This window comes from Capilliphycus salinus ALCB114379 (assembly GCF_047276495.1).
GTDB classification, from domain to species: domain Bacteria; phylum Cyanobacteriota; class Cyanobacteriia; order Cyanobacteriales; family Microcoleaceae; genus Capilliphycus; species Capilliphycus salinus.
Map to the genome: position 1 here is coordinate 5412103 of NZ_CP178543.1, position 24642 is coordinate 5436744.

At 42.5% G+C, this 24642-nt stretch carries 15 protein-coding genes and 1 pseudogene; 8 read left to right on the forward strand and 8 right to left on the reverse strand.

All coding sequences use genetic code 11. From position 1 onward, the window contains the following. Nucleotides 1-36 precede the first annotated feature (36 nt). Entirely contained in the window at nucleotides 37-819 is a 783-nt protein-coding gene (locus ACL6C3_RS21925; RefSeq protein ID WP_413161167.1) for an ABC transporter permease, read from the reverse strand. A gap of 25 nt (nucleotides 820-844) precedes the next feature. Continuing rightward, a complete protein-coding gene (locus ACL6C3_RS21930; RefSeq protein WP_413161168.1) occupies nucleotides 845-2548 on the reverse strand; it encodes a flavin monoamine oxidase family protein in 1704 nt (567 codons plus the stop codon). A gap of 349 nt (nucleotides 2549-2897) precedes the next feature. Here ACL6C3_RS21930 and ACL6C3_RS21935 point away from each other — a divergent pair, with 349 nt between their 5' ends. Next, complete coding sequence (locus tag ACL6C3_RS21935; RefSeq protein WP_413161169.1) at nucleotides 2898-3797, forward strand: PPC domain-containing protein; 900 nt, start codon at nucleotides 2898-2900, stop codon at nucleotides 3795-3797. Here the strand turns inward: ACL6C3_RS21935 and ACL6C3_RS21940 are convergent. The 6 genes and pseudogenes from ACL6C3_RS21940 to ACL6C3_RS21965 all read right to left on the reverse strand — a co-directional run bounded on the left by ACL6C3_RS21940 (nucleotide 3781) and on the right by ACL6C3_RS21965 (nucleotide 16489). Beyond that, nucleotides 3781-5874: a diguanylate cyclase gene (locus ACL6C3_RS21940; protein ID WP_413161170.1), complete on the reverse strand. Its 2094-nt coding sequence runs from the start codon at nucleotides 5872-5874 to the stop codon at nucleotides 3781-3783. The genes ACL6C3_RS21935 and ACL6C3_RS21940 overlap by 17 nt on opposite strands. A 14-nt stretch (nucleotides 5875-5888) precedes the next feature. Then, entirely contained in the window at nucleotides 5889-6788 is a 900-nt protein-coding gene (locus tag ACL6C3_RS21945) for a putative bifunctional diguanylate cyclase/phosphodiesterase (protein WP_413168387.1), read from the reverse strand. Nucleotides 6789-6818: 30 nt separating this feature from the next. Continuing rightward, nucleotides 6819-7808 (reverse strand): annotated as a pseudogene (locus tag ACL6C3_RS21950) (diguanylate cyclase domain-containing protein); the annotation flags it as partial. Next, complete coding sequence (locus tag ACL6C3_RS21955) at nucleotides 7801-12801, reverse strand: PAS domain S-box protein (protein WP_413161171.1); 5001 nt, start codon at nucleotides 12799-12801, stop codon at nucleotides 7801-7803. The pseudogene ACL6C3_RS21950 and the gene ACL6C3_RS21955, both read right to left, overlap by 8 nt. 844 nt (nucleotides 12802-13645) lie before the next feature. Further along, a complete protein-coding gene (gene pyk, locus ACL6C3_RS21960; RefSeq protein WP_413168388.1) occupies nucleotides 13646-15391 on the reverse strand; it encodes a pyruvate kinase in 1746 nt (581 codons plus the stop codon). 276 nt (nucleotides 15392-15667) lie between these two features. Then, complete coding sequence (locus ACL6C3_RS21965) at nucleotides 15668-16489, reverse strand: COP23 domain-containing protein (protein ID WP_413161172.1); 822 nt, start codon at nucleotides 16487-16489, stop codon at nucleotides 15668-15670. Between the two features lie 143 nt (nucleotides 16490-16632). Here ACL6C3_RS21965 and crtR point away from each other — a divergent pair, with 143 nt between their 5' ends. The 7 genes from crtR (at nucleotide 16633) to ACL6C3_RS22000 (ending at nucleotide 24639) form a co-directional block, all read left to right on the forward strand. After that, the gene (gene crtR / locus ACL6C3_RS21970; RefSeq protein WP_413161173.1) at nucleotides 16633-17529 is read left to right on the forward strand and encodes a beta-carotene hydroxylase; all 897 of its coding nucleotides are present in this window, start codon (nucleotides 16633-16635) and stop codon (nucleotides 17527-17529) included. A 109-nt stretch (nucleotides 17530-17638) separates the two neighbouring features. Beyond that, nucleotides 17639-18226: a signal peptidase I gene (gene lepB, locus ACL6C3_RS21975; protein WP_413161174.1), complete on the forward strand. Its 588-nt coding sequence runs from the start codon at nucleotides 17639-17641 to the stop codon at nucleotides 18224-18226. A 212-nt stretch (nucleotides 18227-18438) separates the two neighbouring features. Further along, nucleotides 18439-18762, forward strand: a complete 324-nt coding sequence (locus tag ACL6C3_RS21980; RefSeq protein WP_413161175.1) for a DUF1825 family protein — start codon at nucleotides 18439-18441, stop codon at nucleotides 18760-18762. Nucleotides 18763-19017: 255 nt separating this feature from the next. Further along, a complete protein-coding gene (gene lepA / locus ACL6C3_RS21985) occupies nucleotides 19018-20832 on the forward strand; it encodes a translation elongation factor 4 (protein WP_413161176.1) in 1815 nt (604 codons plus the stop codon). 318 nt (nucleotides 20833-21150) lie between these two features. Then, nucleotides 21151-22098 carry a UDP-glucuronic acid decarboxylase family protein gene (locus tag ACL6C3_RS21990; protein WP_413161177.1) on the forward strand — a complete coding sequence of 316 codons (948 nt, stop codon included), beginning with the start codon at nucleotides 21151-21153 and terminating at the stop codon, nucleotides 22096-22098. Nucleotides 22099-22227: 129 nt separating this feature from the next. Continuing rightward, nucleotides 22228-23592: a UDP-glucose dehydrogenase family protein gene (locus ACL6C3_RS21995; protein ID WP_413161178.1), complete on the forward strand. Its 1365-nt coding sequence runs from the start codon at nucleotides 22228-22230 to the stop codon at nucleotides 23590-23592. A 228-nt stretch (nucleotides 23593-23820) separates the two neighbouring features. Beyond that, on the forward strand, nucleotides 23821-24639 hold the full coding sequence (locus ACL6C3_RS22000) for an FkbM family methyltransferase (protein WP_413161179.1): 819 nt from the start codon (nucleotides 23821-23823) through the stop codon (nucleotides 24637-24639). Nucleotides 24640-24642 lie beyond the last annotated feature (3 nt).

Genomic DNA, 24642 nt, shown 5'->3' on the forward strand with positions numbered 1-24642 from the left:
ACCGGGTTTTTAGGAGGAGGTTTTTTAGAGATAAAATTAGCTGGATGCACTGGTATAAAACCGCAACGCAAACCGCCAAAACCCGGCGGAAAAACAGAATAAAATTAAAGCCAAAATTCCCGAACCGATAACCCAACTGGCTTCGGTTCGACCTAATAGCGTTTCTGCGGGAATTGTTGTTAAAAAGGCGACGGGAACAATAAAGGTAAAGAAAAATCGATAAACCGTAGGATAAGCCACCATCGGAAAGCGACCGGCTTCTAATAACCCGCTCAAAACTTCCGTTACATTATAGATTTTTACAAACCAAATACTCATCGCCCCCAACATAAACCACAAGCTATATAAACTGATGATTCCAAAAAAAAGCGGAATTAAACTCAGAAAATAATCGGCAGTTTCTAACTGTAATTGACGGCCAGCATAAATAATAATGATACACCCAAAAATAAAATCCGGTAGCCCCCAAGGTGAAACGGTGCGGGTAGACAACCAAAACTGACTGCTAATCGGTTTTAATAAGATAAAATCCAGGGTTCCTTCTTGAACGTGGGTAACAATCCGATTCAAATTTGGAACTAAAACGGTTGCGGAAAATCCTTGCAAAATCGTAAAAATTCCCAAGACAACTAACGCTTCTTGCCAACTCCAACCTTCAAATTCATAGCCGGTTCTATAAAACAAAAATAATCCAAAAATACTCCCGATTAAGTTGCCTAAACTGCTGATAGTTGATAGAATAAAGTTGAGTCTGTACTCTAATTCTGCCGCGATTGCGGTTCTCCAAAACAGTTGTAAAATTTGCAAGTAACGTGTCATTTTCTCTGGTGTATTCAAGTTAAATTTACTGAAGTCGTCTCTGCATTCTGCGACCACCCGGACGCCGATTTTGACGAATCCGCAAACGACGGTTAGCCCGAAATTTAGCCCGAATTGCTTCGGCAATTTCAGTTAAACCCACATCTTCTAAAATATCACTGGCGACTAATTCTCCAGTTTCACAACCCCCCTCCATAAACCCTTGATATTCTAAAGAGGTGTGTTCGCCCGCAAAAAATAAATTCCCCACTCGTTCTCCTTCGACGCCATAAAATCGGGTAAATTCTCCCGGTCGATAACACAAATACGACCCCAAACTAAACGGACTTCCCGTCCAAAATGCACGGTCTGCTTGATTAGGAATTGCCACCCCATTAATACCCGGAAATACCGCCTCAAATTGGCTGCGAAATAATTGGGCTTGGTCTTCAACTGTTCCCGCTCCTATCGCTACGCCTTTGCTTCCTCCGGTGTAGTTTGTAATTAAACCTACCGTACTCGAAGCATAGCGGCTCTGGCTACTTTCCCAGGTATTTTGAAAGCCCAAATCGGTGAAAACATTTGCCCGAGAATTAAAACGACTTCGCCAGATTTTATCAGTATAACCGGTAATTAATTTCGAGTTTGTACCATAGCCAACCGTTTCGATGGCTTGTCGTTTGATTTCCGGTAACTCAACGTCAATTTCAATCGTTCTAAGAACGCTAAACGGAACCGTTAAAATCACCCGTTCATAGGTGCGTTCAAAACTATTCATTCCCGAACGTAAACTCACCAAAAAACGCCCGTCTGACTGTTCTCGAATCGATTCTAAAACAGTTGATGTGGCTATCGAACCCGTTAACAATTGGGCGAGTCGTTGGGTGATTTGTTCGCTCCCACCATCGAGATAAAACCGTTCGTCACTGTCTCCAAAAACTTCAAAAGTTCCCGGTTCAGTCCCGATATAATAAATTAAGTTTAAGGGGGATTGTTCTTCAGGATTTAACCCAAAGTCAGACGTGTAAGCAATTTTTAGCAGTTGGCGAATAATCGGCGTTGTAGGAATTTGATCTAAATATTGAGCCAAAGAAATATTATCAAGTGCTAGGGCTGTTTCATCTTCGCTGGTATAATCTTCAAAGTTCTCAAGTGCTTCTAAATCGGCTTCAACTTGCGCCGCCACCGGAACAAAATCATTAATAATTTCTTCTAAGGAAACTCGCCGACCTTCAAAAAAATAAGTATCGGGAATTAATCCCGCATCGACGGGTAATAAATCAATTAAAAATAAGCCCAATTCTTCGGCTAAACTGCGAATACAGATATGATCGGTATCAATAAATTCTCCGCCTAATTCGGCAATTAAAGGCGTTCCTGCGGCTTTGGTTCGGGTATTAATTCGCCCGCCAACTTTATTTCTGGCTTCAATAATATCTATCGGAACTCCGGCTTGACCCAAGCGATAACCTGCTGCTAATCCGGCAATTCCCGCGCCCACAATTAACACCGGAGAAATGCTAGACTGAGCAGTAGCACGATGTCGATATTGGCTAAGAGTTGCTGTAGCCATTGCACCGGCACTGGCTAACCCGATTTGTAGCAAACGACGGCGAGTTAAAATAGCAGGAGTCGGGCTATTTTTCTCGTGCATTCCTAACAGTTCATCGGTGGGAATTCCGGTTCGGCGCGACATCTGAGCGATGCGATACGCCTGACGCAAGACCCGCATTAATGCAGATTTAGCCATGATTTTACCTTGCTTTTATAAGTTACACGAACTGCCCAGGCTTTATTGTTATCTATTGTCGTTAAAATAGCTCAAATTATTAACAAAAGTATACATTTTATTTCGGTTGGTCAAAGGGGCTATTCAATAATTGATAATTAATAATGGATAATGGATAATTACCTCGCTCCTTTATGAAGAGGATTGACAGAGAGGAAATAATTTTTCTTTTTTCTCCTTGAAAGTCGAGGTCTTCAACCCCATTAATTAATGATCAATTATCAATTGTCAATTATCCATTGAAAATGCTATGATCGCTTAACGTTATCGGGTAAAGGTTAACCTTATAATATTGAGGAGTTAATACTTGATGCTTACCTTTGAAGAATTCTTAGATGAAGACTTTTATTTTGAACAATATCCCGCAGTTCAAGCCGCAGTAGAAGCGGGAGAATTTGAAAGCGGACTGGATCATTTTTTGCAAGTCGGTCAGTTTGAAAGTTTGCAACCCAATCCTTTATTTGATCTGGGTTATTATCGTTCGATTTATACCGATGTTTCCGGTGCGGTTGAACGAGAAGCGATCACAGAAGCCGAACATTTTATCTTATTTGGTCAGTTTGAACAACGAAACCCCAATCCCTTATTTGATACGGCTTATTATTTAGAACAATATCCCGACGTTCAAACCGCTTTTGAAGAACAGCGACTCACCCCGTTTGAACACTTTTTTAGATTTGGTCAATTTGAAGGACGAAACCCCAGTTTATTTTTTGACCCTTTATTTTATCAAGAACGCAATCCCGAAGCCATCGGTGCTATCGAAAACGGGGTTGTAAATAGTTTATTTGAACATTTTCTTCGCTTCGGACTTCCGACCGGAAAATTGGGCGTTTCTCCCGACCCTAGAAATGATTTATCGGGAGCATTTCAACTCGATACTCTCCTCGGAAGTCGGACTGTAATTGAATCAGTTAGTGAAGAAAATCCGGCTGATATTTATCGTTTTGTTATCCCGAATGAAGCCAGTGCAGTTACCATTCGTTTGACTGAATTAACCGCCGATGCTGATTTGGAGATTTTAGAAGATCTTAACGGGAATTTAGCCGTTGATTTTGATGATATTTTTGCGGTATCAAAAAACTTGGGGATTGCTTCGGAATCTATAATTTTTGATGAACTAACCGCCGGAAATTATTATGTGCGGGTCTCTCAATTTGAAGGAGAAACCGATTATAATTTAAGCTTTGATATTACTCCTCTGGTCTAAGCAAACTGGCGACAAAAACGCGGTCGCGACCTTCTTTTTTAGCGCGATAAAGAGCCTCATCAGCCGCTCGTATAACCGCATCTTTCGTGAGTCCATGTTCAGGAAAAATCGCCACTCCCACAGAAATTGAAATCCTTCCCAAGGTCTGACGACGATAATGTAAGTTAATGTGTTTTACCTCTTCTCGCAACAATTCTGCTCTTTCTTGAGCGGTTTCTAAATTGGTTTCGGGAAGCATCAATAAAAACTCCTCTCCTCCATAGCGACAAGCAATGTCAGATTTACGGATGGAAGTTTGCAGAACAAGACCTAATTCTTGAAGGAGTAAATCTCCGGCTTCGTGACCAAAAGTATCATTAAATTGTTTAAAATGATCGACATCGAGTATAATAATTCCTAAGGTTTGTTTTTTGCGTTCAGCACAATAAATTTCCCGGGCTAGAGACTCTTCTAAATAGCGTCGATTAAACAAGCCAGTTAGGGGATCGCGAATATTTTGGAGTTGGAGTTTTTCCCGCAATTTTAAATTTCCCAGCGCCAAAGCAATATGTTCAGCAACGGTTTCGGCGAGCGCTTTTTGAGCGTGAAATAATTTTCCTTTTTCTTGAGAACTTAAGTGTAAAATTCCAATGGCTTCTCCTTGCGCCATCATCGGAATACAAGCATATTCAACCGGGAGAGGAACAGAAGCAGAAGTGAGATGTTGACAGAGTAAATCGGTATTAATATCTTCAACTAAATGTCGCTTTCCTCGACGCAGCGCCCAACATTCATTGGGGGTAAATAATCTTTCACTTTCGGGGTTTCCCCAAATGACAACCGCTTCAACTAAATGTCGAGATTCGCTCATCATAAATACCCCTCCCGAAGTATGAGGAAATAGGCGTTTGAGTGAACTGGTAATTACTTTATAAGCTTCTTCTACCGTGACACAGGCTTGTAATAAATCACTCATCACGCTAATCTGTTGTAAATCGCGGTTATATCGTTCTAATTCTCCGACCCATCCTGATAGTTTTTGATTGGTTTCTTCTAATACTTTTTCGGCTTGCTTCTTTTGGGTAATATCGCGCAACATGACCGTAAAAACTTGTTGAGAATTAACTTCCAGTTTAGAAATAGAAGCTTCGGCCGGAAATTCGCTGCCATTTTTACGAATTCCTTGAATTTCTCCCCATTCTTTTCCGGTGCGATGACTGGTTTTTGTTGAGTCGGCAAACTCCGCAATATTTTGATGATAAATGACTTGATAATTTGGCGGAAGCAACATCTCAAAGGCTTGTCCGATCACTTCCTCGGCAAAATAACCAAATAAATGTTCGGCGCTGCGGTTAAATAGAATAATTTCCTGCTGTTGATTAAAGGAAATAATTGCATCTTGAGCGAGATCGACTATTCCCGAAAATTGGGCTTCGCTGGTTCTCAATTTTTCCTCAATATCCCGCCGTTTTTTGACATCTTGATACAGTATAAATCCGGCTAAAGAGACCAACCCCACCGCAAAAATACTGCTCAAAACAATAGCAACGATCATATTCTTGGTTGTGGCGATCGCTGCGGTCGTTCGCTGTTCTAACAGGCGGTTTTCTTCCGTTTGAACTTGCTCAATCAGTTGGCGGATTTTCTCATTGACGACTTGATTTTCACCCGTTTGTAGAAAGATCAGAGCGGGTTCTAATCCCTCGGTTATCCGCAGATTCATGCTTTTTTCGATCAAATCAATTTGGTCATTGACCAGAGACTTTAAAACAGCAATTCGGTTCTGATGGCGGGGATTATTTTGGGTAATTGCTTCAATTAAATCAAGCTGTCTTTGGATTAAAGTATACTTTTCTTGATAACTATAAAAATAAGTTTGATCGGCGGTCACAATATATCGTTCTTGTTGATTTTTGATCGCTTCTATTAAATAAATAAGTTCTTGAATTTCTGAGATCACTTTATGCTTGTCTGAAACCTCTTGAGAGGTCTTAACCAAGCGAATTGTATTCCAATAAGACAATCCACTTACTGTTGCTAAAATTGTCACAGCCAGCGCACATCCTGTGAAAATCGTCGTTTTTAATGACCATTTCATAAAGTAAAAAAAAATTAATTAGCAATCCGATTGTCAAAAATAGATGGATTTTCCATAAAGATTGCTGTTCCTTCTTGTAAGGCGGCGATCGCATAGGTTGCTTGATGAATATCCATCGGTTTAGCAAACAAATATCCCTGTCCAAATTCGCAGCCTAACGCTCGCAATTGTTGCCATTGTTCAAAAGTTTCAATCCCTTCTGCAACCACCTCCATACCTAAATTATCAGCCAAAGCGATAATTGCGCGAACAATTGCATCATCTTTTTGTCCGAGATGCTGGACAAAAGTGCGATCTATTTTTAAACTATCAAGGGGTAATTCTTGCAGGTGACTTAAGCAAGAATAACCCGTCCCAAAATCATCAATACACAATTGCAACCCTATCTTTTTAGCTTGATCCAGAACTCGCGACGCTTTCACCTGATTGGAGATCAAGCAACTTTCGGTAATTTCTAGCTTTAAACCCGTTCGATCTAGATGTTTTTCTATCAGAAGTTGTTCCAGTTTAACAAATAGATTATCTTGGGATAATTGCAGGGGTGATAAATTAATATGAAGCACCAAATTTAAACAGGAGGGAAATTGTTCTTGCCAGTCTCGCCACTGATTAATTGCCGAGTGTAAAATCCAGTCTCCCAACTCATAAATTAAACCGGTTTCTTCTGCAATGGGAATAAAAAGTCCTGGTGAAACAACTCCCCGAATTGGATGTTGCCAACGCACTAACGCTTCAAACCCGACAAGTTCTCCCGTTGTCAAAGAAACAATGGGTTGATAATACAAGCAAAATTCTTTATTTTTGATTGCTTTTCTAAGCTCTTGTTCAAGTTCTAAGCGCAACGCCGCTTGCTGTTGCAAATCGGTTGTTAGAACTCGATAACAGCCTCTTCCGGCTCGTTTTGCACTATACATCGCCAAATCTGCATCTCGCAAGACTTCAGCGGCATCTTTATATCCAAAAGAACTGTGAGTAATTCCAATACTGGCATTAATATAATATTGATAATCTTCCCATTCCAAAGGTAACTTAAACTGTTCTAAAATCCTTTCTGCTAAGGCACTAGCTTTTTCAATATAGCAAATATTTTCTAATATAATTAAAAATTAATCCCCACCCAAACGCACCACAGAACCGAAAGTTTTAGCACAAGTTTTCAACAACCGTTGAGCAACTTGATTGAGCAAACCATCTCCAACAATATGCCCCATGCTATCATTAATCACTTTAAAATGATCGAGATCGATATACATCACCCCAAAATGAAAGCTACAATCAACCTGCGAACGCTTAATCAAATTCTCTAATCTAAACATAAACCAATTCCGATTCGGGAGTCCCGTTAAGCTATCATGGCAAGCCATGTATTCTAATTCTTGCTTGCGTGATAATAAATCTCTGTGGGTTTTTTGAAGCTGTGTTAACGTGATTTCTAGCTCTTTTGTGCGTTCTTGAACTTGCCGTTCTAACTGTTGATTCAGTTGAGAAAGAGCCATTTCAGCTTTCGTGCGTTCAATAACTTCTTGTTTAAGTTTTTGAGTGGTTTGATAGAGTTTTAAATGCTGTTGAAGGCGAGCGATCACTTCATCGTGACTGAAGGGTTTGGTAATATAATCAACCGCCCCCAATTGTAATCCTTTCAGTTTATCGACCGTTTCCGATAATGCCGTCATAAAAATCACCGGAATTTCTGTTAATTTTGAATCCGACTTTAACTGAGAACAAACTTCAAACCCGTCCATTCCCGGCATCATTACATCCAATAAAATTAAATCCGGCGGATCGCGTTTAATTTTGGCGATCGCACTTTCTCCATCTTGAGCAATCCGCACATCATAACCAATACTATCCAGAATATTAAACAATAAGCCCAAATTTTGGGAATTATCATCTACTATAATAATTTTAGTGGGGGAACAGGAAATTTTATTCATGTTTTTTACTCCGATAGTTTTCGAGAAGTTGACAGATTTCTTTTTCTTGAAACTGATTCGCAAGTTCTAGCAAAGCCTCCGCAAAAGAAGCATAACTCGCATCAATTTGTTTGAGATTTAAAGCCTGTTCTTTAATTTGTTTTATTTTTCCATCTAAAGCCAACTCATATAAATTTTCGAGTAACAGATCGTCGATATTAGCGGAGAAGTCCTCGGCTAATTTTTTTTGATGCTTTACGGCCGATAGTGACTCTTTTTCTTCTGCATAAATCCATTGTATTTTAAGTAAATTATCTAACTTTTTGAGCAGTACATTACTGTCAATCGGTTTGACCAAAAAAGCATCGCATCCGGCTTCAAAACAAAAGGCTTGATCGGTAAGAAAACCGCTAGCCGAAGCGACAATAAGCTTAACCTTTTCATAAGCTGGATCTTGACGAATTATAGAGATCATTTCTACCCCACCCATCTCAGGCATAACAAGATCAACAATGACCACATCTAAATCTGGATGGAGTAATTTCATTTTCTCTAAGCCTATTTTACCATTTTTTGCAATTTCGACTTGAAAGCCAATTGATGACAGAAACTCTTGCAAAAAAAGACAATTTTCTAATCGATCATCAACCACCAATACTTGAGGTGATTCTCCCTTAATTCCAATAATTCTTTTAGATACTTTACTGGATTCCTCGGGCCGTTCCACTTCCGGTACAATGGGCAACTGAAGATCAAATCTAAATAGACTTCCCTGATTATATTTGCTCTCGACTTCTAGTTTACTACCCATCATCTCTAAAAGTTTTTGAGTAATTGTTAAACCCAGACCCGTTCCTTCTGATTGTTTGTACGCTTCCAGACCTTGTTCAAAGGGCTGAAATAAACGTTCAAGACTTTCAGAAGGAATACCAATTCCTGTATCTTGAACTTTAAACCTTAGTGTAACAGATTGAGTAGAATCCGTAAAAGGGGAGATGGCCTCTACCGCAAACATCACTTCACCTGTATCGGTAAATTTAACCGCATTACTTAAGAGATTTAGCAATATTTGTCGGAGTCTTTTTTTATCAAACAAACAGTATACATCGGAGATTTTTAGATCGATTAAATATTTCCATTTTAATCCTTTCCCTTCGGCTTTCGGATGAAAAATCGCGGCGATTTCGTCTAAAAAACTCTCGATTCTGACAGCAGTCGGATGCAATTCCATTTTTTTAGCTTCAATTTTTGCCAAATCTAAAATATCATTAATTAAATCGAGTAAATGTTCCCCACATTTATAAATAACGTCCAAACTTTGTTGTTGTCGCTCCGTTAGTGTAGGATCGCGTTGGAGAATTTGAGTGTAACCTAAAACCCCATTAAGCGGTGTTCGCAATTCGTGACTCATCTGTGCCAAAAATGTACTTTTAGCTTGGTTCGCCGCATCCGCCGCCGCTTTCGCTTCTTTTAAAGCTTGGTTCGTAGTTTCTAAAGCCGCCGTGCGAATTTTTACCCGTTCTTCCAGGCGTTGGTTCAACTCCCGAACATCCTGTTCAATCCGTCGTCGCTGAACCGTTAGCGCCAGTTGATCTCCCAAAGAACAAATTAACTCAATTAAACTTTGATCTCGATAACGACATTCCCGACAATAGAAAACAAAAATAGCAACAATTTGACTTTCCAACTGAATCGGAATCGCCAAAGCGGTTTTGAGTTGAACCAACTCCGCCAATTCTCTCCGCAAATAAACCGAATCAACCTGTTTTGATAAAGGCGCTAACCATTGAGGTTTTTTACTCGCCCACACTTTTCCAGGTAGTCCTTCATTCAGTTTAAATTTGATTTGAAGACTTCCAAAGAAAAACGGTTCAAAATCCGAACTGTTACTGTAGAAATGAGAACAAAGTTCTAGAGATTGGATTTTTTCATCCGGTATCCAAGCTTCTGCAAAATCCCAATGAATCGATTCACAGATAAACGATAAGGCAATTTCTAACGCCGAATCCAAATCCTCAGCCGCCGTCATCGCTTGATTAATTTCATATAATAACCGTTGCTTTTCTTCATTTCGTTTGCGTTCGGTGACATCAATTCCTATTCCCCAAGTCGCCCAACCCGGAACCGGATAAACATCGGATATATTCGTCCAACTAATCGTTTTTACACTGCCATCTTTTGCCCTTAAATTCCATTCCCAATCATAATAATAATTCCCTCTCGCTTGCCAAGCTTCGCTCATCTGTTGGCGGTAATTTTCATCGGGATATAACAACTTCATCGCCTTAGAATTACCAATCATTTCCGCTGCGGTATATCCCGTAATTTTTTCACAGGCTTTGTTCCAAGCAATAATATTCCCCCGCTCATCAAAAGCATCCAACATCACCGTCATATTTTCTAAAACTCGACGCAACCGTTCTTCACTTTCGCGAAGCTTTTCTTCGTCCCGTTTTCGTTTTGTAATATCTTGACCAATGGCAATAATATTACCGTCGGAAAGATAAGTATTCATCCAAGTTTGTTCGGTAATTCGTCCGTCCCTCACCCGAATTTTCATATCGACCCAACTTCCAGTTTCTGCTTGCACCTTTTTCCGAATATCTTGAAAGTATTCTGGGTCAGGAAAAGCATCAGCCCAGATATCAAACTGACCGATTTCTTCAAATTTGTAGCCCGAAACTTTTTCCCATTCTTGGTTAACCCAAATAAAATTATTCTGACTATCCATTAGGGCGATCATCACCGGAATATTATCCAAAATCGTTTCCAGTAATTCCTTTTGTTCTTTCAACTTCATTTCGGCTTCTTTTTCTTCGGTAATCTCATAGTTAATTCCGATCATTTTTACAGCCTGACCCGCTTCATTATACTGAATTAAAGCATCCGCTTTAATGTAGTGAATTGAGCCATCAGGATGCACAATCCGAAACTCTGTATCGTATTCCTTCTCCCCTCGCAAAGCTTGTTGAGAAAGGGAATAAGCCCGCTCTTGATCCTCGGGATATATCGCTTTTTGCCACGCTTCATAAACACCATCAAACTCTAACGGTTCAATACCATAAAGTTGATACATCCGCTCATCCCAAGTTAAAATATTATTGACAACATCCCATTCCCAAATTGCAATTTCACCCGATTTAAGCGCTAATTGCAAGCGTTCCGAAAGTTTACTTAATTCTTCTTCTGCTTGTTTGCGATCGGTGGTATCAGTCGCAATTCCAACACTACGATAAACCTCTCCTTGTTCGTTATAAAGCGGAAACGCCTTCGACGAAATCCAACGCACTTTTCCTGTTGGTTGAATGATCCGATATTCGATTTCTAATTCACCGGAATTCATAAACGGGTTGAGTTTCTCTAAAACCCGTTCGCGATCGTCGGGATGTACCGCATCAAACCAAGCATCATGTCTTTGATAAACTTCTTGACAACTATACCCCCAAACTTTTTCGTATGCGGGGTTAACATAAAGCATTTGAGGCGGATGTAGAGAACGCACAAAAAATACATCTCCAACATTTTCTGCAATTTGGCGAAACTTTTCCTCACTTTCCCGTCGAGCTTGACGAATTCGCAGGGTGTTAATTCCATAAGCTAAATCCGAAGCTAATTCTTGAAGTAACGGAATTTCGGCTTCGTCAAAATTTTCTTTTTCCACAGATTCTAATACCAAAACCCCAAAAACATCTTGATGTATGAATAAGGAATTCTCTTTTCCCCCGATATAACCGATCCGATTGTGTTCGTTTGTCCCCAACAGGGGAAAATTCCCAACATAATAGCTTTCCAAATGAGTAGAGTCTCTGGTACAAGGCTGACACAAAGCAATATTATAGACCCCTGTTTGTAAGACTGTTGCTGTCGATTTATTCGTCGCTTTTAGTATACTTTGACAATCGACAACATTCAACAAATCCTCAACACTACCATTGGCAACCCAACAGAGGGTTTCGCTATCCGGTTGCACAAACCCCACTCGTACCCGTTTAAAACGGCCCATTTTAACGAGAATCTGGCAAATTTCGTTTAAAAGTTCTTGTTCTGTTGTTGCTCGCACTAAAGCTTGGTTGCACTCGCTCAGGGTCAGCAGCGAGCGGTTAAGCTGTTGGATATCGTTCAGTTGTCGGGTTCTCCCTTGGAGTAAATACACCATCAACCCCAACAACGCCGAAATTAATAATCCCCCGCACAAAATCACCGTCGGAAGATAAGAATAATGTTCTAGTAGAATTTTTGAACTCGGGATGATTTCAACTCCCCAGGATGCTCCGGCAATATTTACCGAAAATCTCTGAGTATAGGCGAGTTGATCGGAAGAAATTAGCTTATACTGTTGGGATGAATTGATTGGGTAAAGTTGATCTTCTCCTGCTGTCAGGTAAATGTCATAATTATGCACTTTAGCAAGTTCTTTGAGCAAATCATTAAATAAAGTATCAACATCAACCAACGCCACTAACCACCCTTGAAATTCTTGCTCTTTTATTAAGGGAACATAGATAACTAATCCTTCGTTTAATTCTTGATTAAAGTAGTTTAATTCCACCCGATCGCTTATTTGAGTTTGCTGAAACACTTGAGACTGAGTGATTATCCGGTTTTGAGAGCGTTTGATCTCCTGATGTAAGCGAGTAATATTCTGAGTTTCGATAGTGGGAATCACCCATTGCACCCGTGACTCCGGATTAATGCGTCCGAGAGCGAGGATCTGCGGATAAGAGTCTAAATAGCTGTAAGTCTCTGTTTGCCAAAGATCTTCGGCTTGTTTGCGATCGAGCATCCAACGATTTCCCATCCGTTCGAGAGTCGATATTTTATTTTTTAATCGATTTGTAAAAGCCACTTTTATGGCTTGGGTGTCTGATTGGATTAACTCCTCTAAGTAATTGCGATCGCGAATCTTAACTTGTTGGGCTAAAACAATGGCAACCCCGAAATTTAAGCCCACTAACACTGATAACCAATAGGAATTTAACCCGAATTGTTTGATTTTATGAAATAAAAAAAACATAGCATTAGTAGAACCTTTTACTTGGTTAAATTTAAGATTTTGATGAATACACAGGTACGGTTATAATAAAAATTATTGAATCCAGAAAAAAAAATTTAAGTTTACAATTTTTATTAAAATTTCATAGAAGTTGTTTGACCGCTCAATCTACTGTTCAAGTTTTATGTCTATGATATGTTAAATTGTTGGGCATGAGGTTAAGAAACAATTATCTTAATTAATCTCAACCGGGACTTTTATGTATAAAAGTATACATTTTGTCGGCGTTCAAAACCAACTTCTAGATTAAATCCTCTCAGAGGGGAAATAATTTATAAGTTGACTTTATCAAAAATCCAAGAAATTAGAAGAAACTTCTTTCAAAGTACCTTCTAGTTTAAAAAATAATTTTATTTACATCAAGGATATTTTTCACTTCTCAATCCAGGTTGAAATGTGAAAAAGTTGGGTCAATCTTGAGAATTTAGAAGTTAGAAGTTAAGAATTGGGAGTCAGGAATTGGGAGGACCGGAGTCGGGAGGAAAGAAGTCGTGAGGTCAGAAGTCAGAAGTTCAGGAGTTCAGGAGGAAAGAATTACCTGTTGCCTATTGCCCTTTCCCCTTCCCCCTTCCCCTTTCCCTTTCCCCTTCCCCCTTTCCCCTTTCCCCTTCCCCCTTTCCCCTTCCCCTTTCCCCTTCCCCCTATAGCAGCCTATTGCCTACTCCCTTCAGTTTGCATAAGTCCAACCTGTTGAGACGTATGTATCGATGGATGGATCTAAATGCTCCGAAGTGCAAGGCTTCAATGCACTCTCCGAACAACGGTAGGGTGTATTTTTTTTTGCCAAGCGGGTATGGTGACTGATTTACCCTCCGGTTGCCCCAGAATAAACACAACCCCGCTGCATATCCAAAGTTAAAATAGCCCCATTGCGAATCACATCCGTTGCATTCTTCACCCCAATAATCACCGGAATACCCAAACGCAAACCAATCACCGCAGCATGAGACGTTAAACTATCAACTTCGGTAACAATACCCGAAGCCTTGCGAATCACCTCAACAAAATCCGCATTCGTTTGAGGAACAACCAAAATATCACCCGGATTAAAATCCTTCAGTTCCAAAGCCTCCCTTGCCACTCTCGCCCGTCCGGTCACAGAACCCTGACCCACAGCCGTTCCCTTGCCCAACAAAGCATTGACAACTTCCACTTTCACCAAATCCGTCGAACCCGGAACCCCTTGCAGCGTTCCCGCCGTCGTCACCACCAAATCCCCATCAGAAAGTAAATAATTTTCTCGGGCAACATTCACCGCCGACTGAAACGTTTGATCCGTCGAAGACAAATCTAAGACCAATAACGGCTTCACCCCCCAAACCAAACTCAACTGTCTTGCCACCTCCACATGGGGCGTAACCGCTAAAATCGGGGTGGAAGGGCGAAACTTAGAAACATTGCGGGCCGTTGCCCCGGTTTTGGTTAACGTCATAATTGCCCCCGCATCCAGTTGTTGGGCAATTTGAGCCACCGCCGCCGATATAGCATTGGGAATTGAGCGTCCGGTATCGGCTACCGTCGAAATATTGCGAGTAATCCCCTCTTTTTCAATCCGGGCGGCAATTCGAGCCATTGTAGCCACCGCTTCCACCGGATATTTACCCACCGCCGTTTCGTTAGACAGCATCACCGCATCGGTACCATCTAAAATTGCGTTGGCAACATCAGAAATTTCCGCCCTCGTCGGTCGCGGGTTGCCCACCATACTGTCTAACATTTGAGTCGCCGTAATCACCGGAATTCCCATGCGGTTCGCCGTCACAATTAACCGCTTCTGTAAAATCGGAACATCTTCGGCCGGCAGTTCCACCCCTAAATCTCCCCGGGCGACCATCACGCCGTTACAGAGGGTGAGGATTTCCTCCATTTGTTCGATCGCTTCGTGCTTCTCAATTTTGGCAATAACCGGAACATTTTTACCCGCACTGGCGATCAGTTCTTTGATTTCCAAAACATCTTGGGGATTTCTCACAAAAGACAGGGCGACCCAATCCACCCCTTGATCGAGGCCGAACGTCAAATCCTTGCGATCTTTGTCCGTTAGGGCTTTAATCGACAAATAAACCCCCGGAAAGTTAACCCCTTTGCTATTAGAAAGCGGCCCGCCAACGACGACCCGACAGTGGAGTTCTTTGGCTTTGCGATCAACCTTTTCGACCTTCATTTCTACTTTGCCATCATCGAGCAAAATATTTGCACCTTCTGGCACTTCGTCCGCCAGGGGTTCGTAGGTGACGGACGAGATTTCTTGCGTTCCCGGTAACAGACGACTGGTCAGGATAAAGGGATCGTCTCGTTTGAGGATAATTGAACCGTTTTCAAATTTTCCCAAACGAATTTTCGGGCCTTGAAGATCCTGTAAAATGCCAACGGGTTTATTGAGTTCAAAGGAAATTTGCCGAATCATTCGGATACTGCGTTGGTGATCGTCGTGGGTGCCGTGAGAAAAGTTCAGTCGCAAGGTGGTTGCACCTGCTTCGATCAACGCACGTAAAACATCCGGCTGGGCGGTTGCCGGGCCAATGGTAGCAACAATTTTGGTTCGGTGCATCATTACAGTGAACAGTTATCAGTGATCAGTTACCAGTGTTTTCAGTTTACAGTCACCAGTTACCAGTTATCAGTTATCAGTGTTTACAGTTAACAGTTATCAGTTATCACCTGACCAGTGTTTACAGTTTACAGTTACCAGTTACCAGTTATCAGTTTTCTTGGTACTGGTCAAGTGTTCCCTGTCCCCTATTCCCTGTTCACTGTCTACTGTTCACTGTCTACTGTTCACTGTTCGCTGGTGACTGGTGACTGGTCACTGTTCACTGTCTACTGGTCACTGTAATTTCGCTCCGGTTCCTCGGTCTTCTGGGGCGAGGAAGGGTTTGAGATTAATTCCTCGGGAGCGATATCCTTGAGTAGAGTTGCGACCCGTACCGCCTCGGAATATACCCCGGATAACATCGCCCGTGCTGTTTTCGTCCGTGAGGGTGTAGACGCCTTGGGTGACGGTGCCGCTATCTGCTATCACCAGGTTTTGGAAAATGCGATCGCGTACCCATTGCGGATTTTCTCCGGTCGGTACGGTTAAGACAATTCTACAGCTTGGTATATCTTCGGTGGTCGCACAGATCGTGTTGTAGCCGTTTTCTACACCCGTGAGCAATTCATACAGTCCGTCGGGCCGATAAGATTCTAAACGGCGACTAATTTCGTTGCAGCGACGCTCGGGTGTCCAGCCGCCTCCCATTTCCCCCGGAACGGCCCAAGCAAAGCCTTGATTGTCTTGGCTGACGGGATAATACATCACAGTATACTCTCCCCCCACGATTTCACATCTAAACCGAGGAACGGTTGCGGTTTCGGTTTCTATTTCTTCGACGGGAATGGGGGAGTTGTCTGGGGAGTCGGGAACCGGTGAACGTTGGGTTTGGTCGGTTTCGGTTTCGGTTTCGTTGGTTTCCGGTGCCGGAACTCTAATATCTCGGCGATCGTCGTTTTGTTGGGGGAACCATCCGGGACTTCGGCCCCTTCCCGTCCAGTTGGGTCTGGCTTCTGCCGTGCCGAAACCCAGTAAAATAACAACGCTCACCGATAAACTGAGGATTCGGTGTACAGTAGAACTGAAGTGAGAATGAGACTTTAAACGAGAGGACATGGAATTTTTCTCCTTCTTCGGGTAAATTTAAAGTTGGTTTTCAACTGATTAAGATGAGACTCAGATTTGTCACGAATCTTTACAGTTTGTGACTTGTTCTCATAAAATACAGTGGTGTGACAGAATAAGGAGTGCGAAAAGTAATGTCGGAGGCCGGAAAGGCACTGACGGCTCCCAAGGAGTATCTCATCCCTGAGGGGGGCTTGAATGTAACGCTACTGATGTTTTTAGGTGCAGTAGCTTTAGTAATAACTTCCGTTATCGGATATTGGTGTTGGAACTGGGTTGGTTGGTTTTGTTTCTTCATTAACGTGCTGGCTCTGCACTTGGCAGGAACCGTGATTCACGATGCTTCTCATAATTCGGCGCATCGCAATCGGATCGTTAATGCCATCCTGGGACATGGAAGTGCGCTCATGCTAGGTTTTGCCTTTCCAGTGTTTACACGGGTTCATATACAGCACCATGCTCATGTTAATGATCCAGACAATGACCCCGATCATTTTGTTTCCACCGGTGGGCCTTTGTGGTTAATTGCCGCTCGGTTTTTTTACCATGAGGTATTTTTCTTTAAACGGCGACTTTGGCGAAAATATGAGCTTTTAGAATGGTTTTTGAGTCGGTTGGTGGTCTTTACAGTTGTGGGCTGTTCCATTCATTATGGCTTTACAGCTTACATTCTCAACTACTGGTTCTCACCGGCTTTGGTCGTCGGTTTGGCGTTGGGATTATTTTTTGATTATTTACCCCATCGTCCGTTTGTCGAGCGCAATCGCTGGAAAAATGCCAGAGTTTACCCCAGTGCGATCCTGAATCTTTTAATTCTAGGTCAGAATTATCATTTGATTCATCATTTATGGCCGTCTATTCCTTGGTATCAATACAAACCCGCCTATGAGAAAATGAAGCCCTTACTCGATGCTAAGGGTTCCCCTCAAAGTTTGGGGTTGCTCCAAGGAAAAGATTTTCGGGGTTTTGTTTACGATATCTTTTTGGGAATTCGCTTTCATCATCGACAGTCAACCCCAGAAAATAAATAAGTCTGACCCCGGAAAATTTAACTCGAAATTTGAAAACTTTGGAGAAAATTCGTTAAATTCAAACCAGATCAGCCCAATGCAAATAGAATTGGATATGGGATATTAGTAGATGGAAATGCCCTCACAGCGCAAGGACAGTCAGACCGAGACCCCACAAACCGGACCGAAGAAAATCTGGAGTGAAAATCGCGAAAATCTCTTGATTTTGGCGATCGCTCTGGTCTTATCTGTGATCATCCGAATGTTTGTGGCCGAACCCCGCTACATTCCCTCAGATTCCATGATACCGACCCTGGAAATTGGCGATCGCTTGGTCGTCGAAAAGGTATCCTACCACCTGCATCCCCCCCAAGCGGGAGATATCGTGGTCTTTACCCCGCCGAAACCGTTACAAATTCTGGGTTATTCAGTTGAGCAAGCCTTTATTAAACGGATTATTGCCCAACCCGGTCAAACGGTGGCGGTGCGAAATGGGAGGGTTTATGTCGATAACCAACCCCTCGAAGAAGATTATATCGCCGAACCGCCGGCTTATGATTGGGGACCCGAGAAGGTGCCTGGGGATCATTATTTTGTTATGGGGGACAACCGCAACGACAGCAACGATTCTCATATTTGGGGGTTTCTACCCCAACAAAATATCATTGGTCATGCTGCTTTTCGCTTTTGGCCGTTCGATCGCTGGGGACGAGTTTAGCAGAATCGGTAAAAATTCGCCCCCTCTCGAACTCATCTCAAGCTACCCTGAGTCTGGGGTTGCGTCCTAAGTACGGGAATTGCGACTACTAAGGGTGGGAAGACTCTCGATCTTGACTGTTAAAATTTAGAATAATACAAGTAGAATCATACAAAAACTTGGGAATTTCCTGAGTCTAAATGACGCGCAGTTGAGTTTAATCAAGAGTAGCTATGGGATTTTTTGATTCAGAGATCGTGCAGCAAGAAGCCAAGCAGTTATTTGAAGATTATCAATCTTTAATTAAACTTGGTGGTGATTACGGAAAGTTTGATCGCGAAGGCAAAAAAATCTTCATCCAACAAATGGAATCGATCATGGATCGTTACCGGGTGTTTATGAAGCGCTTTGAACTGTCCGAAGACTTTATGGCTCAAATGACAATGGAACAGTTGAAAACTCAACTCGGTCAATTTGGCATTACTCCCGATCAAATGTTTACCCAGATGAACACCACCCTCGAACGCATGAAAGCGGAGTTAGAAAAGCAGCCTTAGTGGGTGACAAAGCTCGGGAACGCTCGGTTCGTGACGGGGGTATAACCCGACGGGGGTTGCTGGCTCAGAGGAAACTTGGGGTCTTTTCGCGGGAATTGAAATTAGCTTAAAATTGAGTAGTCAAAGCAATTAACAAAAAAAAGTTATCAAGATGGACGATTGCCGAGCGTAGTTTTGTTAAAATACGTTAAGTTAAGTTCAGCCCCCTGATATTGTCCGGCCCGATCGCAAGCTATCCAGCGTGGAAAAATCCCTATGACAAACGTTCCTGTTTCTCGAATTCGCAACTTCTCGATTATCGCCCACATCGATCACGGAAAGTCAACTCTAGCCGATCGCCTGTTATTAGAGACAGGTACTGTAGCCTCACGGGAGATGAAGGAGCAATTTCTTGATTCGATGGACTTGGAACGAGAACGCGGCATTACCATCAAGTTGCAAGCGGCTCGGATGAATTATACAGCCTCTGATGGCAATCAGTACGTCCTCAATCTGATTGACACTCCCGGTCATGTGGATTTTTCCTACGAAGTTTCCCGCAGTCTGGCGGCTTGTGAAGGCGCGTTATTGGTGGTCGATGCGTCTCAAGGGGTAGAAGCTCAAACCCTCGCCAATGTCTATCTGGCTTTAGAAAATAACTTAGAAATTATCCCCGTATTAAATAAAATCGATCTGCCCGGCGCCGAACCCGATCGCGTCAAGGGAGAAATTGAAGAAATTATCGGTTTAGACTGTTCCGACGCCATCCTCGCTTCGGCTAAAGAAGGAATCGGAATTACCGAGATTTTAGAATCAATTGTACAGCTAGTTCCGCCGCCTCAAGATACCGTTTCCGACAAACTGCGGGCGTTAATTTTTGATAGTTATTACGATAGTTATCGCGGAGTTATTGTTTATTTTAGAGTCATGGATGGGACGCTAAAAACAGGCGATCGCATCCGTTTAATGGCTTCTAAAAAAGAATACGAAATCGATGAAATCGGCGTATTATCTCCAACTCAAAAGCCCGTTGATGAACTTCACGCCGGCGAAGTGGGCTACTTAGCCGCAGCGATTAAAGCCGTTGAAGATGCCCGAGTTGGGGATACCATTACTTTAGCCAAAGATGCCGCAGAAGAAGCGTTACCGGGCTATAAAGAAGCCAAACCGATGGTATTTTGTGGCTTATTCCCCACCGATTCCGATCAATTTCCCGACTTGCGGGATGCCCTTGATAAACTGAAGCTGAACGATTCGGCCCTCTCCTACGAACCGGAAACCTCTAGCGCGATGGGATTTGGGTTTCGCTGCGGCTTTTTGGGGTTGCTGCATATGGAAATTGTGCAGGAACGTTTGGAACGGGAATATGATTTAGATTTAATTGTGACTTCCCCTTCTGTAGTTTATCAAGTCACGACGTTAAAAGGGGAAGTCTTAATGATTGATAACCCCAGCAATTTACCCGAACCCCATCTGCGAGAAAAAATAGAAGAACCCTACGTCAGAATTGAAATGATCACCCCCGAAGAATATGTGGGGACGCTGATGGATTTGGGTCAAACTCGTCGGGGCGATTTTAAAGATATGAAATATCTGACCCTGGGACGAACAACTTTGGTTTATGAAGTTCCCCTCGCCGAAGTGGTGACGGATTTCTTCGATCAGATGAAATCTCGTTCTCGGGGTTATGCCAGTATGGAATATCATTTGGTTGGCTACCGATCCAATCCGTTGGTGAAGTTGGATCTATTGATCAACGGCGATCCGGTTGATTCGCTTTCGATGATCGTTCACCGAGATAAGGCTTATAACGTCGGTCGGGCAATGGTGGAGAAGCTCAAAGAATTGATTCCCCGCCATCAGTTTAAGGTACCATTACAGGCGGCGATCGGTTCTAAGGTGATTGCGAGCGAACATATTCCGGCGCTGCGAAAAGATGTGTTGGCCAAGTGCTACGGCGGAGATATCAGTCGGAAGAAGAAATTGTTGGCGAAACAGGCGAAAGGGAAAAAACGGATGAAGTCCCTGGGGTCCGTAGATGTTCCTCAAGAAGCGTTTATGGCGGTTCTGCGATTAAATCAAGAATCGTAAAACCAACTGTTGTCGGGGCGGGTTTATAAAAGTTATTGGTGGGTTCTATAAATTCTTCCCAAGGCCCGCCCCTACGCTTACTGTTGCCCGTTGCCATTGACAATGAAATGATTTTGTGATGCGATGGTAGATGAATGGCATCTTTAACAGTTGACCCGTTGAACATTTGACTCAGTGCGGTTTTCATCAACTTAGGGCATCAAGGGTGACATCAAGTCAAGAGGGTCAAGCAGACAGGTTGAAATTTGTTAATTTGGAACTCAAGCCAGATTTTTGTACTATGGAATTACCCTCTACGTTTGCGTGGTACGTGCAACAATGAGAATTTTAGTAACAGGCGGAGCAGGTTTCATCGGTTCACACCTCATCGATCGCCTAATGGAGCAAGGACATGAGGTCGTATGTGTAGATAATTTCTTCACCGGGACAAAGCGAAACCTAATTAAATGGTTTGGCAACCCCTACTTTGAATTAATCCGACATGATATCACAGAACCGATTCGCGTAGAAGCGGATCAAATTTATCATTTGGCTTGTCCGGCTTCCCCGGTTCATTATCAGTACAACCCCGTCAAAACCATTAAAACCAATGTGATGGGGACTTTAAATATGCTGGGGTTAGCCAAACGGGTGAAAGCCCGATTTTTGTTGGCTTCAACCTCCGAAGTGTATGGCGATCCCAACGTTCATCCCCAAACCGAAGACTATCGGGGAAACGTTAATCCGATTGGGATTCGCAGTTGTTACGATGAAGGAAAGCGGGTCGCGGAAACACTGGCTTTTGACTATCACCGTCAAAATGGGGTTGATATTCGAGTCGCCCGAATTTTTAACACTTACGGTCCGCGAATGTTAGAACATGATGGCCGAGTCGTGAGTAATTTCGTGGTACAAGCGTTGCAAGGCATTCCGTTAACCGTCTACGGAGACGGTTCCCAAACTCGCAGCTTTTGCTATGTGTCCGACTTGGTAGAAGGGTTAATGCGTCTGATGAACGGGGATTTTATTGGCCCGGTCAATTTGGGGAATCCCGGCGAGTATACCATTCTCGAATTAGCAGAAAAGATTCAGCAAATGGTTAACCCCGATGCCGAAATTCAATATAAACCCCTTCCTCAAGACGACCCCAAACAGCGACAACCGGACATCACCAAGGCGAAAACCTACCTCAATTGGGAACCGACTGTTCCCCTCGAAGAAGGTTTAAAGCTCACGATCGCCGACTTCAGCCAACGAATTTTAGAGGAACAGTCAAAACAACAATAGAATAGAAACAGGATTCACCAGGTAGCGAGACCACATGAATCCCAACCAGATGATTTGGGGCTAGCAACCCATCTCACCTAGCATTATGTTGCTTGAAAGTTTCGTTTATAGAATGAGGATATCATTATTATGCGAGTTTGTGTGATTGGTACGGGATATGTTGGCCTAGTAACGGGAGTGTGCCTCGCTCATACCGGCCATGATGTACTCTGCGTAGATAATAACGAAGAAAAAGTCAAATTGATGAGATCCGGACAGTCGCCCATTTATGAGCCGGGTTTGTCAGAATTAATGAAGAAAAATATGGATGAAGGGCGGTTGTCCTTTACTTCCGATTTGGGCGAGGGGGTCAATCACGGGGATATTCTGTTTATTGCGGTTGGTACTCCTGCTTTACCGACGGGTGAAAGTGATACTCGTTATGTCGAAGCAGTGGCTCGCGGAATTGGTTCTCATTTAAGAACAGGTTACAAGGTTGTTGTCAATAAATCAACGGTACCCATTGGTTCGGGTGACTGGGTGCGGATGATTGTTCTTGATGGGGTTTCCGAACGACAAAAGCAAGAGGGAACAACCGCAGATGTAGAAGTTGCATTTGATGTGGTTAGCAACCCGGAATTTTTAAGAGAGGGTTCTGCCATTTACGATACTTTTAACCCGGATCGGATTGTTTTGGGAAGCAACAACCAAAAAGCGCTCGATATGATGCAGCAACTTTATACCCCGATTATTGAGCGTAAGTATGCCGATGATCCCAGTTTACCTCCGGTTCCGGTGGTGATGACCGATCTCAGTTCGGCGGAGATGGTCAAATATGCGGCGAATTCTTTCTTGGCGACCAAGATTAGTTTTATTAATGAAATCGCCAATATCTGCGATCGCGTCGGGGCGGATGTGAAGCAGGTTGCCAACGGGATTGGTTTGGATTCTCGCATCGGTCAAAAGTTTTTACAAGCCGGTATTGGTTGGGGCGGTTCTTGTTTCCCGAAAGATGTTTCGGCTTTGATTCACACCGCTGATGACTACAATTATGAAGCGCAGTTGTTAAAGGCGGCGGTGGAAGTTAACAATCGTCAACGGTTAATGGCGGTTGAAAAGCTACAGCAAATGCTGAAAATTCTCAAGGGGAAAACGATTGGATTGTTGGGGTTAACGTTTAAGCCTGATACTGATGATTTGAGAGATGCTCCGGCTTTAAATATTATCGAACAACTCAATCGTTTGGGGGCAAAAGTTAAAGCTTACGACCCGATTATTTCTCAAACCGGAATGCGTCATGGTTTGTCGGGTGTGATTGTTGAAACCGATCCGGAATTGTTGGCTGATGGTTGCGATGCGTTAGTTTTGATTACCGATTGGGATCAGTTTAAGAATTTAAACTACTCGAAAATGGCGAAGTTAATGCACTCGGCTGTATTAATTGATGGTCGGAATTATCTCGATCGCAAACATTTAGAAGAAGCTGGATTCCAATATATCGGCATCGGACACTAACTAAATTCTTGGGTTTGACAATCGCATTCAACAAACAATAGACGGGAGAGATTGAACCTCTTCCGTCTCAATCTTCTCAAATTTTTCCGGAGATTGTGTCGCTCAAAATGTCAAGTCTTTGCTCGTTTATAAAATTGATGAATCTAAAATTTATCAATCCCGGGTTTATTTATTCCCGAAAACTGCTCAATTCAATTGAGAAATTTAATAATTTCTCGGTCAAACTTAATGCGTGTTGAACCTTGCTGTCTGGCGTTGCTGAAGATGATTTTACCGGAAATCGATTCGCAACGGGAAGGAATTTGTTTTGATATTGGTGTTGGAACTTTTGCGTTTTATTGCGAATTATTTGCTCAATTAAAGTTCACTACAGTTGCGGTAGAACCTTTACCCGTCCCCAAGCTTTATAAACTCTGCAAACGGTATCCCATTACCCTGATCGAGAGTTGTTTATCCGATCGCAACGGAACTCAAACCCTTTACCGGGGAAAATTTGCCAATCTTATTAATTCTAATTTTAGTTCTCTTTCTCCCAATTGGTTTGGTTCTTCGGCTTCTATTCAAGAAGTGAAAACCCTTGATTTGTTGGCGCTTTTTTCATCGGTAAATGCTCAAAAAATTACTTGCTTTAAACTCGATATAGAAGGCTGGGAATCGGTGATTATTAAACAATTTTTGGACTTACCCGAACATCTACTTCCCAAAGTGGTGATGTTTGAATATGGGGGAGGTAGCCGTCGCTTTAGCGGAACAAAAGGTTGGTCTTCTCCCTTTTTAGAGGGGACGATGAAAAGTCTACACACCTTACAGGACTGTGGCTATGGCTTCAGTATTATGATAGATTATGCGGCTAAGACTCAACCCAAAATCTTTGACTTGCGATCGCTTTCTTTGGATGAAAATACTCTCTTTTATCCCAACGCCGTCTATGGAAATATTATCAGTTTTTACAACTGTTTCTACTCGGAAACCGCAGTGAATCAAATTTGTCAGTCCTATACCGGCAATATTATTCATTGGTTTGTGGAAAAATTTCTTCTCAGCTAACCC